21 protein-coding genes, 1 tRNA gene and 1 pseudogene are annotated in these 19263 nt (G+C 66.2%); 16 read left to right on the top strand and 7 right to left on the bottom strand.

The features are described from left to right. Positions 1–77: 77 nt before the first annotated feature. On the bottom strand, positions 78–1295 hold the full coding sequence (locus SB764_RS13540) for an MFS transporter (protein ID WP_183712886.1): 1218 nt from the start codon (positions 1293–1295) through the stop codon (positions 78–80). Positions 1296–1565: 270 nt separating this feature from the next. On the opposite strand from SB764_RS13540, the gene SB764_RS13535 reads away from it, so the two are divergent. The 3 genes from SB764_RS13535 (at position 1566) to SB764_RS13525 (ending at position 4443) form a co-directional block, all read left to right on the top strand. Next, a complete protein-coding gene (locus SB764_RS13535; protein ID WP_074982955.1) occupies positions 1566–2240 on the top strand; it encodes a HugZ family protein in 675 nt (224 codons plus the stop codon). Positions 2241–2647: 407 nt separating this feature from the next. After that, on the top strand, positions 2648–2956 hold the full coding sequence (locus SB764_RS13530; RefSeq protein WP_065061952.1) for an H-NS family nucleoid-associated regulatory protein: 309 nt from the start codon (positions 2648–2650) through the stop codon (positions 2954–2956). Between the two features lie 341 nt (positions 2957–3297). Then, entirely contained in the window at positions 3298–4443 is a 1146-nt protein-coding gene (locus SB764_RS13525) for a cation diffusion facilitator family transporter (RefSeq protein WP_074982957.1), read from the top strand. 42 nt (positions 4444–4485) lie between these two features. Here SB764_RS13525 and SB764_RS13520 read toward each other — a convergent pair whose 3' ends face one another. The 3 genes from SB764_RS13520 to SB764_RS13510 all read right to left on the bottom strand — a co-directional run bounded on the left by SB764_RS13520 (position 4486) and on the right by SB764_RS13510 (position 6404). Further along, positions 4486–4956: an Lrp/AsnC family transcriptional regulator gene (locus SB764_RS13520; RefSeq protein WP_173816881.1), complete on the bottom strand. Its 471-nt coding sequence runs from the start codon at positions 4954–4956 to the stop codon at positions 4486–4488. A gap of 90 nt (positions 4957–5046) precedes the next feature. Then, complete coding sequence (locus SB764_RS13515; RefSeq protein ID WP_065061956.1) at positions 5047–5667, bottom strand: exonuclease; 621 nt, start codon at positions 5665–5667, stop codon at positions 5047–5049. 68 nt (positions 5668–5735) lie between these two features. Continuing rightward, positions 5736–6404 (bottom strand): MBL fold metallo-hydrolase, encoded by a 669-nt coding sequence (locus SB764_RS13510; protein WP_183712880.1) that lies wholly within the window; start codon positions 6402–6404, stop codon positions 5736–5738. Positions 6405–7208: 804 nt separating this feature from the next. Between SB764_RS13510 and SB764_RS13505 the strand changes: the two genes are divergently transcribed. Continuing rightward, complete coding sequence (locus SB764_RS13505) at positions 7209–7820, top strand: septal ring lytic transglycosylase RlpA family protein (RefSeq protein WP_065061960.1); 612 nt, start codon at positions 7209–7211, stop codon at positions 7818–7820. Positions 7821–8018: 198 nt separating this feature from the next. On the opposite strand, the gene rsmI is transcribed toward SB764_RS13505, so the two are convergent. Next, positions 8019–8936, bottom strand: a complete 918-nt coding sequence (gene rsmI, locus SB764_RS13500; protein ID WP_065061962.1) for a 16S rRNA (cytidine(1402)-2'-O)-methyltransferase — start codon at positions 8934–8936, stop codon at positions 8019–8021. A 37-nt stretch (positions 8937–8973) separates the two neighbouring features. On the opposite strand from rsmI, the gene SB764_RS13495 reads away from it, so the two are divergent. The 5 genes from SB764_RS13495 (at position 8974) to SB764_RS13475 (ending at position 11596) form a co-directional block, all read left to right on the top strand. After that, entirely contained in the window at positions 8974–9492 is a 519-nt protein-coding gene (locus SB764_RS13495) for a YraN family protein (RefSeq protein ID WP_234774573.1), read from the top strand. A gap of 193 nt (positions 9493–9685) precedes the next feature. Then, the gene (locus SB764_RS13490) at positions 9686–10273 is read left to right on the top strand and encodes a phosphoheptose isomerase (protein ID WP_065061964.1); all 588 of its coding nucleotides are present in this window, start codon (positions 9686–9688) and stop codon (positions 10271–10273) included. A 28-nt stretch (positions 10274–10301) separates the two neighbouring features. After that, a complete protein-coding gene (locus tag SB764_RS13485; RefSeq protein WP_065061966.1) occupies positions 10302–11087 on the top strand; it encodes a BON domain-containing protein in 786 nt (261 codons plus the stop codon). A 38-nt stretch (positions 11088–11125) separates the two neighbouring features. After that, entirely contained in the window at positions 11126–11452 is a 327-nt protein-coding gene (locus SB764_RS13480) for a c-type cytochrome (RefSeq protein ID WP_124260964.1), read from the top strand. 68 nt (positions 11453–11520) lie between these two features. Beyond that, positions 11521–11596: transfer RNA gene (locus SB764_RS13475), tRNA-Ala, on the top strand. Between the two features lie 103 nt (positions 11597–11699). On the opposite strand, the gene SB764_RS13470 is transcribed toward SB764_RS13475, so the two are convergent. Further along, complete coding sequence (locus tag SB764_RS13470; protein ID WP_410863779.1) at positions 11700–12146, bottom strand: SRPBCC family protein; 447 nt, start codon at positions 12144–12146, stop codon at positions 11700–11702. Between the two features lie 160 nt (positions 12147–12306). On the opposite strand from SB764_RS13470, the gene SB764_RS13465 reads away from it, so the two are divergent. After that, positions 12307–12615: a hypothetical protein gene (locus tag SB764_RS13465; protein WP_074982969.1), complete on the top strand. Its 309-nt coding sequence runs from the start codon at positions 12307–12309 to the stop codon at positions 12613–12615. A 159-nt stretch (positions 12616–12774) separates the two neighbouring features. After that, a pseudogene (locus SB764_RS13460) lies at positions 12775–13567 on the top strand (hypothetical protein); the annotation flags it as partial. 365 nt (positions 13568–13932) lie between these two features. On the opposite strand, the gene SB764_RS13455 reads toward SB764_RS13460, so the two are convergent. After that, entirely contained in the window at positions 13933–14247 is a 315-nt protein-coding gene (locus SB764_RS13455) for a DUF4148 domain-containing protein (RefSeq protein WP_336750957.1), read from the bottom strand. Between the two features lie 360 nt (positions 14248–14607). Here SB764_RS13455 and SB764_RS13450 point away from each other — a divergent pair, with 360 nt between their 5' ends. The 5 genes from SB764_RS13450 to SB764_RS13430 all read left to right on the top strand — a co-directional run bounded on the left by SB764_RS13450 (position 14608) and on the right by SB764_RS13430 (position 19083). Beyond that, the gene (locus SB764_RS13450; RefSeq protein ID WP_065061978.1) at positions 14608–14856 is read left to right on the top strand and encodes a DUF2282 domain-containing protein; all 249 of its coding nucleotides are present in this window, start codon (positions 14608–14610) and stop codon (positions 14854–14856) included. A gap of 2 nt (positions 14857–14858) precedes the next feature. Beyond that, complete coding sequence (locus SB764_RS13445) at positions 14859–15761, top strand: DUF692 family multinuclear iron-containing protein (RefSeq protein WP_074982972.1); 903 nt, start codon at positions 14859–14861, stop codon at positions 15759–15761. Next, positions 15758–16594, top strand: a complete 837-nt coding sequence (locus tag SB764_RS13440; RefSeq protein ID WP_410863776.1) for a putative DNA-binding domain-containing protein — start codon at positions 15758–15760, stop codon at positions 16592–16594. The genes SB764_RS13445 and SB764_RS13440 overlap by 4 nt, the downstream gene beginning before the upstream one ends. 209 nt (positions 16595–16803) lie before the next feature. Then, positions 16804–18309 (top strand): sensor domain-containing diguanylate cyclase, encoded by a 1506-nt coding sequence (locus SB764_RS13435; RefSeq protein ID WP_065061984.1) that lies wholly within the window; start codon positions 16804–16806, stop codon positions 18307–18309. Between the two features lie 105 nt (positions 18310–18414). Beyond that, on the top strand, positions 18415–19083 hold the full coding sequence (locus SB764_RS13430; protein ID WP_410863774.1) for a DUF2239 family protein: 669 nt from the start codon (positions 18415–18417) through the stop codon (positions 19081–19083). Positions 19084–19263: the final 180 nt, after the last annotated feature.

Genomic DNA, 19263 nt, shown 5'->3' with positions numbered 1-19263 from the left:
GGTCTTTCGACTCGCGGGCTTTTTGTTTGGGCGTTGCCCGAGGCTGCCGGATGTACCGGCGATGCGAGGCGCCTCGCTCAGATGCCCAGCCGCCGCAACACCTTCGGCGCGGCGAACGCCACCAGCGCGGCGCACAGCGCGACTACCGACAGGCCCACGGTGAGATTCGTCACCTGCGTAATGCCGCCGATCACCACCGGCCCGAACAGCAGCCCGAAGTACGCGATGCCCGCGACGTGCGCGAGCCCTTCGGCCGCGTGGATGCCCTTCACGCGCGCGGCCGCCGCGAACAGCACCGGCATCATGTTCGCGAGGCCGAGACCCATCAGCGTGAAACCCGTGAGCGCGGTGAACGAGAACGGCAGCAGCAGTGCGCCGATCATCCCCGCGCAGGCGAGCGATGCGCTCACCATCACGAGTTGCGGCGCGCCGAAGCGCGCGCGCACGGCGTCGCCGGCGAAGCGCGCCACGGCCATGCCGCCCGAGAACGCGGCGTAGGCGGCGCTCGCGAGCGCGGGCGTCGACAGCACGACGTCGCGCATATAGACAGTCGCCCAGTCGTACATCGCGCCTTCGGCGATCAGCGCGATCAGCGCGATCGCGCCGAGCGCCCACAATGCGGGCGTGCGCCAGCGATTGCCGGTTTTAGCGTGCTCGCCGTGCGCGGCATGCGGCACGTGCGGCAGCACCGCCGGACACGACACGGCCAGCACCAGCGCGGCCAGCGCCGAAGCGAGCAGCAGATGCAGCGCGGGCGCCATGCCGCGCGAGAGCAGCGCGCCGCCGATCGCCGCGCCGGCCATGCCGCCCAGACTGAACATGCCGTGCAGCCCCGACATGATCGGCTTGCCGACCGCTTCCTCGACGGCGCTCGCCTCGGCGTTCATGGCGACGTCGAGCGTGGCCATGCCGATGCCGAACGCCGCGAGCACGACGATCAGCATCCAGTAGTACGGCACGACGAGGATCAGCGCGCCGCAGACGCTCATCGTGATGCCGCCCGCGAAGCAGGCGCGGCGCGAGCCGACGCGCGCGATCCAGGTGCCGATCGACGTCATCGCGGCAATCGAGCCGCCCGCCACCGCGAACAGCGCGTACGAGAGCATGGCCGCGTTCAGGTGGAACTTGTCGCGCACGGTCGGCACGTGCACGCCCCACGAGGCATACATCATCCCGGCGACGAAGAAGAGCGCCATCGTCGCGATGCGGGCGCGGTGACGCCGGGCGGCGGGCAGGGCGCGATGGACGGCGGCGGGCTGCGCGTCGAGTGCGGGATCGGAGGCGTGGTTGGACACTGGGAAATTCCGGCGAAGGATGGCGGCTGGATATAAGTGAAGCGGCGGCTGTGGTGGCGGAAATCAGCGAAAGCGGACGGCGGCGGCCCGGATCGATGTCGGCCAGGCCGGGCGAATAAGCTGTCTGAAAGCCAGGCGACGATTTTAGCCAACGCGCGCGCAGGCTGCTCGCCGCGCCGCGGCCTGCTCTAATAGTGGCATCGCGGAATGCGGGCTTGCCGCCGCCGGCCTGCTTCGTTTCCGCCGTTTCCATCGCCCGAGGACGCTGCCGTGAAGATTCCCGCCCATGCCCCGCTGCATCTGCTGCATCAGGTGTCCGTCGGCGCGCTCGCCACGCACGCGCGCGAGCCGCACGGCTTCCCGTATCCGACGCTGCTGCCGTTCGCTGTCGACACGGAGCACCGGCCCGTGATTCTCGTGAGCCGGCTTGCCGAGCACACGCGCAACCTGCAGGGCGATCCGCGCGCCGGACTGCTCATCGCGCAGACGGGCGCGCGCGGTGAGGACGTGCTGAACGCCCCGCGCATGACGCTGCTCGGTCTTTTCGAGCCCACCGACGCCGACGCGCACTCGCCGCTCGCGCGCCGCTACCTGCGCTATCAGCCCGACGCGGCGCGCTATCTCGAACTCGGCGACTTTACGTTCTGGGTGATGCACGTCGAGCGCCTGCGCTATATCGGCGGTTTCGGCGCGATGGGCTGGCTCGACGGCAACGATATCGACGACCTCGATCCGCTGGACGCCGGCGAGGAAGATGCGCTGATCGCGGCCTTCGAGGCGAATCCCGCGCGCCGCGCCGGACTGGAGTTACTGGGCGTGGACCGTTATGGCGCCGATCTCGCGCTAGACGGACAGCGTGCGCGCTTCGTTTTCGAGGAGCCGCAGGCCGATACGCCATCCTTGCATGCCGTGCTAATCGACTGCATTGAGCGCCACGCTATCTGAATAATCCCTCTAACTGGATGCCGCCATCTGTGGGATTTTCCCGATTGTTGCGATGCGCCATTCCCCGATAAATGACGCATCGCATGCAAAGTTCTCATCGCATGAAATGTTTTGCGAATTCTTACCAATTAATTTTCATAAGTTGCCAGTTGTGAGAATCGGATTTATCTGGAAAAAGCGGCATTCAGTAAAAATACTGATTTGCACGCAATGAAAGCGTCTTTATGACTTGCGGGGCTGCGGAACAGTTGGAAATCTGTTTTAATTATTTTTATTGCGCGCGCTTTTCCGGGGATTCGTTTCTGTGTTAATCTCGCCACCAATTTCCGAGGCGAATCATCTGTCAATCGGCATACTGGCGCAAGATCGGTAGCCATTATCAACGAACCATCAAGGCACCTTTACTCATGTCGTCATACAAGGAACTTCTCGCACAGCGAGAGAAGCTGGAGCAGCAGATTGAAGAGGCGAAGGCGCGTGAATATGCCGAAGTCCTCGACGAGATCAAGCAGAAAATGGCCGACTACGGCATCACGCTCGCCGAACTCGGCGGCGGCCGTGCAGCCGGCAAGGCCGCCAAGCAGGCCAGTCGCTCGCGCGCCAGCGTCGCGCCGAAGTATCGCGACCCCGAGAGCGGCAGCACGTGGTCGGGCCGTGGCAAGCCGCCGCGCTGGATCGCGGGCAAGGATCGCGAGAAATTCCTGATCCAGAAGTAAATCGCCAGACAGTGTTTGCCAGGCGGACCTCAAATGTCCGTCCAGCAGAAAAGCCGCGCAGTCACGGGGAAATGACGCGCGGCTTTTTTGCGTCCGCATTTTGCGATCTATTGCGTCTACCTTACGTATTCTTACGTTCGGATGCCATATTCTGTTTCCTCAATCGGCCGTCGCGGCGGATTAAGCCAGGCCGTTTTGAACCGGCTCTTCGGGTTCATATTTGAATGCGAATGCGACGCTTTCTCGTAGTCGCCTGATTTAAAAGAAGATTCCAGGGTTATCTACAATTAGGGACGGCGTGGCCATTACAATCGGGATATTGTGACCTCGCTGCCCCGAGCATGGCTTCCTCTGTCGCCGAGACGTTTTCCGATAAACAGCGCGTGGCGCGCAAGACCACGCTGGTCAGTGTCGCCGTGAATGCGGTGCTGGTCGTGCTGCAAATCGTCGTGGGTGTGATTGCGCATTCGCAGGCATTGATCGCGGACGGCGTGCATTCGCTTTCCGATCTGGTCTCCGATTTCGTCGTACTTATCGCCAATCGCCATAGCGGCGCAAAACCGGACGCCGATCACAATTACGGCCACAGCCGTTATGAAACCGTTGCTTCATTATTTCTCGGCGCCATATTGATTACGGTCGGCGTGGGTATGCTCGCGCGCGCCGGCACCCGCATCGCGAATCTCGACGATATTCCGCCCGTCCATGCCAGCGCGCTCGCCGTGGCCGTGCTCGTGCTGATGTCGAAGGAAGGGCTGTTCCGCTACATGCTGCGCGAAGCCCAGCGCGTGCGTTCGGCCATGCTGATCGCCAACGCGTGGCATGCGCGCTCGGACGCCGCTTCGTCGCTGGTGGTGGCGCTCGGCATCGTCGGCAGCTTGATGGGCGTGCGGCTGCTCGACCCGATCGCGGCGGCCATCGTCGGCTTCATGGTCGCGCGCATGGGCTGGGTGTTCGGCTGGGATGCGTTGCAGGATCTCTCCGACCGCGCGCTCGACGAAGCCGCCGCGGCCGATCTGCGCGCGCTGCTGCTCTCCACGCCGGGCGTGCTCGACGTGCACGAAATGCGTACGCGCAAAACCGGCGACCTCGCGCTGGTCGACGCGCACATCCTCGTCGATCCGCTGATCTCGGTGTCCGAGGGGCATTACATCGCCGAGATGGCGCGCGAGCGCGTGCTTACCGATGCACGCGTGCTCGACGCGCTGATCCACGTCGATCCCGAGGACGACATGCTCGCGCGCTCGGTCGCGAGCCTGCCGCCGCGCGACCGCGTGGCCGCGGCGCTGCGCGAGGCGCTCGCGGCGCGCGGCGTGCAGGTGGAATCGGTGACCTTGCATTACCTGAGCACCGGCCTGGAAATTCAGGCCGTGCTTGCGCCGGGCGGCAACCCGCGCGCGCTCGAGGCCGTCGATCTCGACGCGCTCAGGCGCGAACTCGGCGCGAGCCGGCTCGAGGCGGTAAAGTCGCTCGCCGCGCACACCTGACGCCGAAGCGCTCGTCTGCGCCTCAGGTGCGCGCGAGTGCGCTTAAAGCGGCAACTGCGTATCGAACTTGATTTCGCGCAGCACGACGCTTGTGCGCACCTGGGCGACCGCGGGGATGCGGAAGATGCGCTCGTGCAGGAAGGTGTCGTAGGACTTGATGTCGGGCGCGACGATCTTGAGGATGTAATCCGACTCGCCCGTGGTGCTGTAGCACTCCGTCACCTCGGGGCAGGTGGCGATCTCGCGCTCAAACGCTTCGACGCCGCCTTCCGTGTGACGCGTGAGGTGGATATGCGCGAGCGCGCAGACATGCAGGCCGAGCTTCTCGCGATCGAGCAGCGCCGTGTAGCGCTGGATCACGCCCGACTGCTCCATGTCCTTGATGCGGCGCCAGCACGGCGTGCTGGACAGGCCCACCTGATCGGAGATTTCCTGCACCGAACGGCGCGCGTCGAGCTGCAGCAGGCGCAGGATCTTCTGGGAGAAGGTATCGAGTGTCAAATGCGCCTCCATGTGCGTCGCCGGATTCCCAAATGGTAGAGGCCGGGAAAACGAAACGCAATGCAAACCACAGATGACGAGGGAATTTCCCTAACTTAGCGCTCAGACGGCGGTATTTTGCCTTGAGGCGGTACCTTCTTCGGCGGCGGCGGCCTGCTGCGCGCGCAGGTCGGCGAGCATGTTGCAGAACAGGGCGCCTTGCTCGATGGCGTCGTCGAGCGCGACGTGCGTGTGCGGGTGATCGTCGAACCAGTGCTTCGGAAAACGCGGCTTGATGCACTTGCGGTACGGCAGGCCCGTCATCGCGAAGGCCAGCGTCTTGATGTCGAGCGCCGACCACGAGAACGGGCAGCGGCCCGCAAAGCGCATCATGTACCAGAACATGAAGGTGAAATCGAAGCCCGCGGGCATCGCCACGAACACGGGCTTGCCGGGCAGCTTTTCCACCCATTCGACGTAGGCGACGAGCGCGGCGGCCGGGTCCTGCAGATCGGTGCGGCACGCGGCCCACGCCTCGGGCTGGGTTTCCCACCATGCGGCCTGCACCGGATGCGGCGCCGCGCCGTCGAGCGTGGCGAGATTCGCCGAGAACGTGGCGATCAGGCGCTTGTCGGCCGTGTAGGCCGCCGACGCAAAACTCAGCATCGAATGGGGACCGGGGATCGGACCGTCGGCCTCCACATCGGTGCTGACGTAAATTTCCTCTATGGCTGCTTGATTCATTGCTTCGCCTGGTTGATTCAATCTGTCTGGTGCTGGGTTCGCAGCGCTTGGCCCGACATCAGCCCACTTCAGCCCCACTGCGCCTGGCCCGTCGCGCCGGGTACGCCGTCCGCGACATACGGGTTCGAGCGGCGCTCCTCGCCGAAGGTCGACACCGGTCCGTGGCCCGGCACGAACGTGACGTCGTCGCCGAGCGGCCAGAGCTTTTCGCGGATCGAGCGGATCAGGTCGGCGTGATTGCCGCGCGGGAAGTCGGTGCGGCCGATCGACCCGGCGAACAGCACGTCGCCGACCAGCGCGAGCCGGTGCGCGCGGCTGAAGAACACCACGTGGCCCGGCGTGTGCCCGGGGCAGTGATAGACCTCCATCGCTTCGTCGCCGAAGCGCACGGTGTCGCCGTCGACGAGCCAGCGATCCGGCTCGAACGGCTGCGCATGGCCGAAGCCGAAGCGCACGCTCTGCTGCGGCAACTGCTCGATCCAGAACCGTTCGTCTTCCTGCGGACCTTCGATGGGCACGCCGAACTTCTCGGCCAGCGCCTTCGCGCCCGCGCAGTGATCGACGTGGCCATGCGTGAGCAGGACTTTTTCGAGCTGCACGCCCTGGTTCGCGATCTCGGCTTCGATGCGGTCGAGGTCGCCGCCGGGATCGACGACGGCGGCGCGGTTCGTCGCTTCGCAGACAAGCAGCGAGCAGTTTTGCTGGAACGGCGTGACGGGAATCAGCGTGACTTTCATGCGCTAACGCGGGGACGGAAATGTTGTTGGGACGACGGGGCGCATCGAGGCGGGCTGCGGACGGGATCGTCCACGTCCGCGACGTCAGGAAACGTCGCGAGCGAACCGCGGCCGCCTCGGCGCCGGCCAAAGATTCGATTGTACCGGCGCGCAGGGAGCGCCGCCCGAGGCGCGCAGCGATCGGCTGAATCCCTTGTCAGACAAGGGATCGAGGTGAGTAGGGTGATCGTCCTTTATTACATCAATGGTGAGAAATGGTCAGGATTTCTATGGGAAACGGATGACAAGAATAAGTTTTAGGTATAATGCGACCCATCACGCACGTTCTACGTGCATTCACTGGGCGATGTGACCCGCGGTAAAAAATGGGTCGCGATGCATCGCCGTCAAGCAGTGCCGTCCGTCGAGGCTCGCCCAACAGGCTGCCTTACAAGACGGCAAATCAGGTGCCGATCCGTTCGGCACCGCACGTCTTGCCCAGCCAGGTGCCACGCGCCTGCCACGGTCTTGCTGCCGTGACGCTGGGTGGGGCCTACGCCGCCGTTCCTGTGCGCCGTGTTGTTCCGGCGTGCCTGAATGCAGCCCATCGCGTTCGATGGCGGCATGTGGGGTCTGGTCAGGCTGCCGGGGACAGGTTGCGCCAGACGTGAAAGAAAACCAGCGGTAGCGGCTCAGGAGCTGCATCCGGGTATCGGCTTTCGTCCGCGTTTCGCGGGCGGGGAGTCCTTTTACCTGCGACCGCCGAGGCTATCCGGCAACGCGCAACCAAGGCGCGGGACGGCCTTGAAACGTGATGACTAGCTTATGAAATTCGGACTTTCTCGACGACGATTCGGGAGTCTCGCAGCCGTGTCCGTGCTGGCCGGTTGTGCCATGCCGCCGGGTCCGCAAGACCAGGCGCAGGGCAACGCGCTCAGCACCAAGGACGCGCACACCGCGTTTGCCACGCCGCAGAGCTACGGCTCCGCGCTGGCCGCGCTGCCTGCTTCGGGCGCGAACAACGACAAGTCGCTCGCCGACGCCCAGCCGATCGACAGCGACAGCCCGGACGTCGGCTCGTTCCACCAGACGGGCCGCGCCTCGTGGTACGGCCGCGCGTTCCACGGTCGCAAGACCGCGAGCGGCGAGCGCTTCAATATGGAAGCGCTGACCGCCGCGCACCGCACGCTGCCGCTCGGCGCGTACGTGCGCGTGAGCGTGCCCTCGACCTCGAAGTGGGTCGTGGTGAAGATCAACGACCGTGGCCCGTACGCTCGCGGCCGCGTGATCGACCTGTCGTATGCGGCGGCGAAGATGCTCGGCCTGCAGCACGCGGGCACCGCCAAGGTGAACATCGAAGGCCTCTCGCGTCAGGAAGCGAAGGCCGCGCAGGCGGAAATGCTGGCCGCCAACTCGAACTCGGGCAGCGACCGCTGATCGGCTGAGCGGATCGTCCGCTGATTCGACCGTGTTGGCGCGTGGCGCGCACCGGTCGAGATCCGTACCGATCCGCAGATTGATTCGGGCCGAACCCCGGCAAAACACGAAGGGCCGCACGCTGACGCGTTGCGGCCCTTTCGTTTTTCAGGCCACGAGCGCCCAGGCGGACGCGCGCAGCCGTGTGGCGATGACGGCTCAGTCCGGCTCGCCGCCTTCTTCGTCCTCTTCCCCGCCTTCATGCTTCAGTTCGAGCGCCCGCGCGTAAAGCGTGTTGCGCGAAGCGCCCGTGAGCGCCGCCGCGAGCTTCGCCGCGCCCTTCACCGGCACTTCCTGCAAGAGCACGCGCAGCAGCGCGTCGTGATTTTCGTCGCCCGACGTCTGCGCGGGCGCGCCTTCCACCACCAGCACGAACTCGCCGCGTTGACGATTCGCATCCTCGGCCAGCCACGTTGGCCCTTCGGCCAGGGTGCCGCGCCACAGCGCTTCATGTAGCTTGGTCAACTCGCGGGCGATCAGGATGCGGCGCGCGGGACCGAACGCATCGGCGAGCGCCTGCACCGTCTCCACGATTCGGTGCGGCGCTTCGTAGAACACCATCGCGTGCGCATGCGCGGCGAGCGGCTGCAACGCGCTCGCGCGCTGCTTCGCCTTGGGCGGCAGGAAACCGAGAAACGTGAACGTGGACACCCAGTCGCCGGCCACGCTCAGCGCGGTCGCGAGCGCGCTGGCGCCCGGCATCGGCACGACCTGGAAGCCGGCTTCGCGCACGGCGTCCACGAGTTTCGCGCCCGGGTCGGAAATGCCGGGCGTGCCGGCGTCGGACACGCAGGCCACGCGTTCGCCCGCCCGCAGATGCTCGATCACGCGCTGCGCGGCTTCGCGCTCGTTGTGTTCGTGCACGGCGATCATCGGTTTCGAGATGCCGTAGCGCGCGAGCAGTTGGCCCGTGTTGCGCGTGTCCTCGGCGGCGATGCGATCGGCGAGCCCGAGCACGTGCAGCGCGCGCAGCGTGATGTCGGCGGTGTTGCCGATCGGCGTCGCCACGACATAAAGCGTGGCGGCGGGATAGTGCTGGGCCTGGGCGAGTTCGAAGGGGGACGAGAGGGACGTCATGACACGGAACGCGCGAACGCAAGCAAAGAGGCCGACATTGTGCCATGTGGGGCCGGCCGCGACGCCGCATCGGGCGGATCGCGGCGGTGCACGGGATGAACGCGAGGACGAAGGCGGAGGCGAAGGCAGGAGCGACAACTTTTCCGCACGGGCGCGGTCGAACGCCGGAACGCGTGCGGGCGAATGCCGCACGCGTCGCGAGATCGGCGCGCGTTTCGAACAGCACGCGCTCGTCTATCTGCAACGTCAGCGACTGGTGCTGGTGGCGCGCAACGTGCATTGCCGCGGCGGCGAACTCGACCTCGTGATGCGCGATCGCGACGGCACGCTGGTGTTCGTCGAGGTACGCGCCCGCGCGCGGCGCGGCTACGGCGGCGCGGCGGCGAGCGTCGGCTGGCACAAGCGGCAACGTCTGCTGCTCGCGGCGCGCGACTATCTCGCGGCGCGCGCGCAGGCGCACGAAGCGGTGCCGGGCGCGTGCCGCTTCGATCTGGTGACGTTCGAAGGCGGCCGGCTCACCTGGCTGCGCGATGCATTTCGCGCCGACGACGAATGAGCGTCTGCATGCCAGCATTGCCGCTTCACTCGTAAGCAGGTGAAAAAAGGCGCGAAAGAAGCGATAAAACGCGCGAAAATCGCGCGCAGAGAAAAAGAACGCCGGAAGACAACGCGCGCGATTGCGCTAAACTTGCGGCACGCCGCGACCCAGCGGAATTTTCGCGATACCCGCAGTACAGATTAGAGAGTCGATGTCCGTCGAACGCATTCAACAGCACTTTCGCGATAGCGCAGCGCTCCAGCTCGCCGCGATGGAAACCCTGGCGGTGCCCATTGCCGCCGCGGTCGATACCATGTTCGCCGCGCTGGCGAACGGCAACAAGATCCTTGCTTGCGGCAACGGCGGTTCGGCCGCCGTGGCCCAGCAATGCGCCGCCGAACTGATCGGCCGCTTCGAGCGCGAGCGTCCGGGCCTGCCCGCGATCGCACTCACCACCGACGCCTCGGTGCTCACCGCCGTCGCGAACGATTACGCGTACGAGCAGGTGTTCGCCAGGCAGGTGCGCGCACTCGGCCAGCCCGGCGACGTGCTGCTCGCGATCACCACGTCGGGCAATTCGGCGAACGTGCTGGCGGCCATCCAGGAAGCGCACGAGCGCGAAATGATCGTGATCGCGCTGACCGGCAAGGGCGGCGGCCAGATCAACGGCGCGCTCGCCGACACCGATATTCAGCTGTGCGTGCCGTCTGAGCGGACCGCGCGCATTCAGGAAGTTCACCTGTTGACGATCCACTGCCTGTGCGACGGCATCGACGCGATGCTGCTGGGCGACGACTGACACCCGAAGGACGAAGGAGAGGCACTTGATGATCAGAACCGGCATGACGCGCGCGCTGGCACGGACCACGCTGACGATCGGCTTCGCGGCTTCGCTGTGCGCGAGCCTGCAAGGCTGCTTTCTCGCGCTCGCGGGCGCGGCGGGCGGCACGGCACTCGTGGCGACCGACCGCCGCACCGTGGGCTCGCAAACCGAAGATCGCGAGATTCAGGTGAAGGCGCTCTCAAACGTGAGCAACGCGCTGCCCGACACCGCGCACGTCAACGTGGCGGTGTTCAATCAGCGTGTGCTGCTGACCGGCGAAGTGCCCGACGAAGCGTCGAAGCAGAAGGCCGAGAGCATCGTGCGCGGCGTCACGAATGTGGAATCGGTCGTCAACGAACTGGCGGTCATGCCGGCGAGTTCGTTCTCGTCGCGCGCCAACGACTCGTATCTCGAAGGGCGCGTGAAGGCCGAACTGGTCGCGTACAAGAACATCTCCGCGAACAACTTCAAGGTCGTGTCCGAGCGCGGCAACATCTATCTGATGGGCCTCGTCACGCCGGAGGAAGGCCGTATCGCCGCCGACGCATCGAGCACGGTGATGGGCGTTTCGCAGGTCGTGAAGTGCTATCAGTACATCAACCCGCAGCAGGCGATGGCCGCGAATGCGTCGGCTGCGTCGGCGCCGCAGGCACCCGCCGCGACGGCCGATGCACCGACCGTCGGCGCGATTCCGGATTCGGGCGTGAGCTCGCGTCCGATCGAGCAGCAGGCGCCCGCGCCCGTGACGGAATCCGCGCCGCATTCGGCCAACGGCGGAGCGACGATGTGATGGTGGGTCGTTCCGTGGTGGCAATTCGACGTGGCGTGATGGTGTTGGCCATGGCGGCGGGCGGTGTCGCCGCCCTGTTCGGCGCGGCTCCGGCATTCGCCGCGGGCGACGGTCAGAGCATCGCGCGCACCAACGCGTGCATGGGCTGTCACGCGGTGGATCGCCGTCTCGTGGGTCCGTCGTTCAATGACATCGCCGCTAAATACAAGGGCGATAAACTCGCGCAGGCCAAGCTCGAAAAGAAAGTCCGCGACGGCGGCGCGGGCGTGTGGGGCGCGATTCCGATGCCCTCGCATCCCGCGATGAGCGCCAGCGATATTCACGATGTCGTTGCGTGGATCCTGGCGGGCTCGCCTTCGAAATAGTTTTGCGTCAGCTCAAAAATGACGCTTGGCACAAGCAAATTTAGCTGTGCTAGAATCATTTTCGTTGTGGGGGGGTAGCTCAGCTGGGAGAGCGTCGCGTTCGCAATGCGAAGGTCGGGAGTTCGATCCTCCTCCTCTCCACCAAACGAATTCAAAGGGTTACAGGCGCTTGCCTGTAACCCTTTTTCGTTTTGGGTTTGCCTTTCAGGTTTGCCTTTTCGCGTTGTCGCCGCACAGGCTCGTCACGCTACGCGCGAGCTTCCGCTTCGACCAGCATCGCCAGCAACGCAAGCGACTCCTGCCATCCGAGATAACACGCCTCGGCCGGAATCATTTCCGGAATGCCTTCCTGCGTGACGTCCATTTCCGTGCCGCAAAACACCGCGCGCAAGACGACCGTGGTGTGCATCACGCCAGGCAGATTCGGATCGTCGAAGGTGCCGGAATACTTCAGCCGCAGGCCGGGCGTCAGCTCCAGATACTCGCCGCCGAACGCATGACTCGCGCCCGTCGCGAAGTGCGTGAAGGACATGCGATAACGGCCGCCGACCACGGCATCGAGTTCATGCACGGTGCCCGTGAAGCCATGGGGCGGCAGCCATTTCGCGAGCGCGGCGGCATCGAGAAACGCGCGATACACACGCTCGGGCGTGGCGCGCAGCACGCGATGAAGGCGCACGGTGTTCGTCGGCATAAGGGTCCTCCGTTCGGCAATGTCCGTCGGGTCGTCGGCTAACCGGTTCATCCCATTCTAGGCGACGCCTCGCGCAACGCGATTCGCGCGGCCGCGCATCGCCTACACTTCTTCCATCACCGGGCCACGAGCCCGGCACATCCGGAGAAGGGAGGCCATCATGCCCGCCGCCGCACAACCGACGCTGATGCCGTCGACTCAGAAAGTCGATTACGAAGGCTTCGAAATTCATATCAAGGCGATGCCCGCGGACGACGTCGGCACGCGCTACACCTACACCGCGTATGTCTGCCATCCGGGCGCGAATGCGGCGCTGCCGGGCCACACGGTCCCGTATCACCCCGACGGCGACGAAACCTTCCGCAGCGATCAGGACGCGAAGGACGAAGCGACGCATGTCGGAAAAAGCATCATCGACGGCACGCATCCGGATCTTTCGGTGCTGGGGCTCGTGACGCAGGGGTTTTGAGTGGCGGCGGCGATGGTCGGTTGAATCGCAACTAACAGCCAGCCACAGCCGCCCCGACAAGCTGCTCCCGCAGACAGCCCGGCCCGGCACGACCACGCAAACTTGCGTCGCGGCGCTGTTACCATCGGCGCTTCCCATCACGTTGCCGCCGCCCGTCCGATGCTCGCGCTCAAGCTCACGCTCGTCCCGCTTTTTTTGTTGTTCGTGTCGCTGTCGGGCAAGCGTTCGGGGCCGAAAGTGGCCGGCTGGCTGGCGGGACTGCCCGTCGTCGCCGGACCGATTCTCTGGCTGCTGACGATGGAGCACGGCGCGGCGTTCGGCGCGCGCGCCGCGACGCTCTCGCTGTACGCGATCCTCGCTTCCGAATCCTTCAACTTCGCCTACGCCTGGACCTGCCGCGCGCGATCGTGGCCGTTGGCGCTCGGCGCGGGTCTCGTCGCGTGGTTCGCCGCCGCTTGCGTGCTCGCGCAGTTGCCGGTGTCGTGGCCGTGGGCGCTCGGCGCGGCGCTGGCCGCCACGCTGTTCGGCCAGACTTTCCTGCCGCGCAGCGAGGTGGTCGCGGCGGGCGCGCCGCTCACCCGAACCGATCTCGCCACTCGCATGGCCGCGGGCGCGGCGCTCACGCTGGCGGTCACAACGCTCTCGTCGCGTCTTGGGGCGGCGTGGAGCGGGCTGTTCGCGGTGTTTCCGCTGCTGGGCAGCGTGCTGGCGGTGTCGTCGCATCGCGCGCACGGGGCGGCATTCGTGATCGCGCTGCTGCGCGGCATGGTGCTGGGGCGCTTCGGTTTCGCGGCGTTCTGTCTGATGCTGACGCTCGGTCTCGCACGCCAGCCGACGGCGCTCGCGTTCGCCGAAGCCGTGCTGATCGCGATGCTGGTTCAGGTGACGAGTGCGCGTCTCGCGCGTTTGCGGCGCGCGTCCACGCAAGAGCGCGAGGTCTGCGCGAGCGTCGTCGCGCCGGACTGATCGGCGAAAAAGTGTTCCGGGGAAGCGAGAAGAGGTGCGATCCGCGTCCCCGGATGGAGGAGGCGGATCGAAGCACAGGAAGAGGAAAAAGGCCCGGACGCCGGAGCGCCCGGGCAAGCCGCCGGAAATCCGGCGGCGGAGGTTGCGGTAGACGCCTCGCACAAGCTGCGCGGCGTCGATGTCTGTCGATGGCGATATCGATATCGCGGTCGAAGCACTCCTAGTGCACGTTGTCCACGCACAGCGCAACGACCGACGGGCCCGCGCTCGAATCGAGTCGAGCGCGGGCCCGTCCGGGGTACTTACGCGGCGTGCCGTTTCACGAACGGCAGGGCGCGTGATCTTGCGAACTTACTGGCCGAAGTAAACCGGCTTGATGTTCGGCTGCGTGTGGCTGCCGGCTTGCGTCGAACCGTTGGTCGATGCGCCGTAGGCCGTGGTTTCAGCCGTGGCGTTCTGTTGCGCGACGCGCGCTTGCGCGGCTTGCAGGTCTTCCGGGTAGTACGGGCTCGACAGGCCCGGGCGATAGCCGGCCTTTTCGAGCTGCACGAGTTCTGCGCGCACTTGAGCGCGGGTCAGCGGCTGGTTCGTGCTCTGTTGAGCGAACGAGAGGGCCGGAGCGGCGAGAACGGTCGCAGCGAGTGCTGCAGCAATCAGGGACTTCATGGTCAACAACCTCCAAAGATTATGTTTCGGACCGTAACAATCGTCTTGCTCGATCCGTTGATGGCACTTTATTGCAGTGCACTTCAAAGATAAATATTGAGATGTGGCAAACATCGTTGCGAAAATTGAAATAGTTTTCGGAATTTCGGTGCCAGATCCGACGTTTTTCATCGGATTCCATGCACCGGGGGCAACGGAGCCCTGCGGCCTGCGCGGCGAGCTTTTCGGTGAGGCAAAATAGTGCGCGGCCGGTCGTGCACTGCAGCGACGGCCTCGACAATCACCGATCCCCATCTCTGTTCGCATGCCGATCGACATCGGCACGGACATCGACATCGAATTCGCTCAAGGAGAGTCCTCATGAAAAACGCACTTAGCCGTCAGGCGGTGATCGCCGCCGCGCTCGCGGGTCTGGCGACGGCGGGCGTCGCGCACGCGGACGACACCGTCAATTGCTACGGCGTCGCCAAGGCCGGCAAGAACGATTGCTCCAGCAAGACCGGCGTGCACGACTGCGCAGGCCAGGCCAAGGTCGATCACGACAAGGGCGACTTCAAGACCATGCCGAAGGGCACCTGCGAAAAGCTCGGCGGCACGCCGGAGCAATAAGCGTGAGCCGGACCGCGAAGCCGGCGCGGGGCGTCGGCATCGGCTTGCGGCATGCGCATTTCGACGCGTTCATGCGCGCGTCGGCGCAGGAAGACGTCGGCGTGCGCGGTGTGCGTGACGTGGCCTGGCTCGAAGTGCACAGCGAGAATTATTTCGGCGACGGCGGCTACGATCTGCACGTGCTCGACACGGTGCGGCGCGATTGGCCCGTGAGTCTGCACGGCGTCGGTCTCGGGCTCGGCAGCGCCGCGCCGCTCGACGAATCGCACCTCGCGCGTCTCGCGCGGCTCGTCGAGCGCATCGAACCGGCGCTCGTCTCCGAGCATCTGTGCTGGGGCGCGACGCCGCATGCGGCGCTGCACGATCTGCTGCCGATGCCGCTCAATCAGGCGTCGCTCGATCATCTGAGCGCGCGCGTGTCGCGTCTGCAAGACACGCTGCGCCGCCGCGTGCTGATCGAAAACGTCTCGACGTACGTGCGTTTTCGCGATGACAGCTATGGCGAGACCGCGTTTCTCGCGGCGCTGTCGCGGCGCACCGGTTGCGGCGTGCTGCTCGACGTGAACAATCTCTACGTGAACGCGCGCAATCACGGCGAAGATGCTTCAGAGGCGATGGCCGCGCTGCCGCGCGAGGCGGTCGGCGAGCTGCATCTTGCGGGCCATCGCGTGACGCCCGCCGCCGTCATCGACGATCACGGCTCGCGCGTCGCGCCCGCGGTGTGGTCGCTGTACGCCGCCGCGTTGCAGCGCTTCGGCGCGGTGCCGACGCTGATCGAGTGGGACACCGACGTGCCGCCGCTCGACGTGCTGCTCGACGAGGCGCGCCTCGCGCGCGACCACATGACGCGCGCGGAACGCGAGGCGGACGCGCATGCCGGCGCGAGCACGGCGGAGCGACCATGAGCGCCGATCGCTACGCCGCCGATGATTCGCTGGCCGCGTTGCAAGCGGCGCAAGCGGCGTTCGCAAACGCACTCGACGATCCCGCCGCCGATGTCGCGCTCGCCGCACATCTGCGCATCGCGAGCGGTGTGAATGACGCGCGCCTCGGCCTCTATCGCGGCAACGTGCGCGCGGCACGCCGTCAAGCGCTCGCGATCGCGTATCCGGTGCTCGCGGCGCTCACGGGCGATGCGTATTTCGACTCGCTCGCGCTCGCCTACGCGCGTGCGCATCCTTCGCGCGAGGCCGATCTGAATCGCTTTGGCGCGATGCTGCCGACGTTCGTCGAGCGCTACGAACGCGACGCGCGTTACGCGTATTTCGGCGATGTCGCGCGCCTCGAATGGGCGCTGCATCGCGCGGCCTATGCTGCCGACGCCACGCCATTGAGCGCCGCGCAATGGCAGGCCATCGGCGCCGAAAGTCTGATGGGCGCGCGCCTTGCGCTGCATCCCGCCTGTACGGCGTTCGCTTCGCGCTACGCCGTGCTGGCGATCTGGCGCGCGCATCAGCACGATCAGCACGATCAGGAAAACACCGCGCCAGACGCCTGGCCCGCGCGCATCGACGAGCCTGGCTGGACGCTCGTTGTGCGCCCGCGCTGGCATGCGCGGCCGCTCGCGCAGACGCGCGCGGCGCACGAAGCGTTCGTCGCTTTGCAGCATGGCGCGACGCTCGACGAAGCGCTCGAACGCGCGTTCGATATCGACGCCGATTTCGATTTCGGCACGCAATGGCGCGTCTGGATCGAGGCGGGCGCGATCACCGGTTTGCTCGATTCGAATAGCGGCTAGCGCACATAAAAACGCCGATTTTCTGGCGCGCAAAATAAATGCAGGAATCCGAATCAAGTGACGCTGCGCCATTGTTCAGTCAATACGTAATAAACGAACAAGCGAGACGACCAGGCGTGCTTCATGCGACGCCATGCGTGGCAAACCCCACACGTCGTGCGATTCGCGGACTACACTCGATTGCAAACCGCCTCGCACGCGCCACCGTCATGATGACCCGCCGACCGAACGTGATGATCGTCATCAGCATCGTGCTGGCCGCCGTGCTTACGGCGGTGGCGGGCTGGGTCATGGCGCAGATGCGCGAAGACGCGCTCGCGAGCGCGCGCGCCGCCGCGTACAACATGGCGCTGCTGTTCGAGCGCGATGCGGCGCGCAATCTGGAGATCTACGAGCTGTCCTTGCAGGCCGTGATCGACGCGCTCGGCGATCCGCGCATCGCCGAACTGCCCGACGATATCCGCCAGAACGTGCTGTTCGACCGCTCGGCCACGGCGAAGCATCTGGGCGTGATTCTCGTGGCGAACGAGGCCGGCGACGTGATTTTCGACTCGCGCGCTTCGCCGCCGCGCGAGGTCAACGTCGCGGACCGCGACTACTTCATCGTGCAGCGCGACACACCGAACATGGGGCTCTACGTGAGCCGCCCCTTCATTCCGCGCGACGGCGCCGCCAACGCAACCATCGGCCTGAGCCGCCGCCTTTCGAAGCCCGACGGCACGTTCGCGGGCGTGGTCGTCGGCACCATGCGGCTCGACTATTTCCGTCAGTTGATGAGCGGCGTGGAGATCGGCGCGAACGGCGTGGTCACGCTCACGCTCGCCGACGGCACGCTGCTGATGCGCCGCCCCTACGCGAGCGCGATGATCGGCAAGGATCTCGCCGATTCGGCGCTGTTTCACCGGTTCGAGCACGTCGAGGCGGGCGGGTTTTTCGGCGTCGGGCCGCTCGACGGCGTGCGGCGCTGGTTCGCGTTCCGGCGCGTGGAGGGCTATCCGCTCGTGTTCAGCGTCGCGGTGGCGGCGGGCGACATCTATTCGGAATGGCGCGTGCGCGCGTGGATCATCGGCTCGCTGACGGCGCTGCTCGATGCGTCGCTGATCACGCTCGCGCTGGTGCTCACGCGTCAGTTGCGCCGCCGCGAACGCGTGGAGGACGAACTGCGCGCGCTCGCGGGCACCGACGCGCTCACGGCGCTGGCGAATCGCCGCGCCTTCGAAGCGCGCGCCGACCACGAATGGTTGCGCGCGCGGCGTTCGGGTCAGCCGCTGGCGGTGATGATGATCGACGTCGATCGCTTCAAGCGCTTCAACGACCGCTACGGCCACGCGGCCGGCGACGGCGCGCTCGCGGCGGTGGCGCGGGCGATCGGCGCGCATGCTCGGCGGCCCGGCGACTGCGCGGCGCGTTACGGCGGCGAGGAGTTCGTGTTGCTGCTGCCCGAGACCGGCGCGGCGCAGGCGCTTGCGCATGCCGAGCGGCTGCGTGCGGCGATCGAGGCATTGGCGGTGCCGCACGAGGACAGCCCGAACGGCGTGCTGACGGCCAGCGTGGGCGTGGCGAGCACCTCGGAGCGCGGCTTCGAGAACTGGCGCGCGCTGATCGAAGCCGCCGATGCCGCGCTCTACACGGCCAAGCGCGCGGGCCGCAACCGCGTGGCCGTCTGGCAGCCGAGCGTCGCGCGCGAGCCGCAGGACGCCGGGCCGGATCTCTGAGCGGATTGCGCGTTGTCGACCGCACATAAATATTACCCGGGTGATATTGCGCTCCGTAATTTACCCGGGTAATATTCGCTGCACGACTCGAACGGAGCAATCGACATGGCAGCGATTCAACACACGGTGGCGCAAAGCGTCACGGCTTTTGCGGGGACGCGCTTGCTGGCGCGCGGCGCGGCGCTCGACGTGGCGCTCGCGGTGAAGGCGGAGCTGGAGCGCGATGCGTCGGCGTCGGTGCTGATCTTCGACGACCGCGACGCGCGTCCGGTCGAATTCGATCTGCGCGGCCGTCCCGCCGATGTGGCCGCGCGCCTCGCCGCCGACGCCGCCTGGCAGGCGCGCGCGCAGGAAGCCGCTCAGGAAGCCGCTCAGGAAGCGGCGCAGTCCGCTGACGCATCCGCCGATCAGGATTCCGCCGACGACGCGCCGCGCGGCCGCGGCCGTCCGAAGCTCGGCGTGGTGGCGCGCGAGGTCACGCTGCTGCCGCGTCACTGGGACTGGCTGGCGGCGCAGCCGGGCGGGGCGTCGGTGGTGCTGCGCAAGCTGGTGGAAACGGCGCGGATCGCGGGCGAGGAAAAGCATCGCGTGCGCGCCTCGCGCGAAGCCGTGCATCGTTTCATGACGGCGCTGGCGGGCAATCTGCCGGGTTACGAGGAGGCGTTGCGCGCGCTCTATGCGGGCGAGCGGGCGCGGTTCGAGGCGTGGAGCGTGGACTGGCCCGAAGGCGTGCGGGACTACGTGCGCGAACTCGCGCAGGACGCGTTCGCCTGACGTGGCGCGGCGTTCGCGAGCGTTCGCACAATTTCCGCGAATGACCGCGCACGTACGCATGGCTGCATCAAACGGCCGCACAAAAAAAACCGCTCAGGCCAGAACGGCATGAGCGGGAAGTCGGAGAGTTTACAACTTACAACCTCTGCATGAACTGTCATGGGGTCACGCAGAGATTTC

The organism is Paraburkholderia sp. SIMBA_027, assembly GCF_046535315.1.
In the GTDB taxonomy this organism is placed as follows: Bacteria; Pseudomonadota; Gammaproteobacteria; order Burkholderiales; family Burkholderiaceae; genus Paraburkholderia; species Paraburkholderia tropica.
Note: the sequence above shows the minus strand (reverse complement) of the source record. Positions and strands in the feature narration are given on the sequence as shown.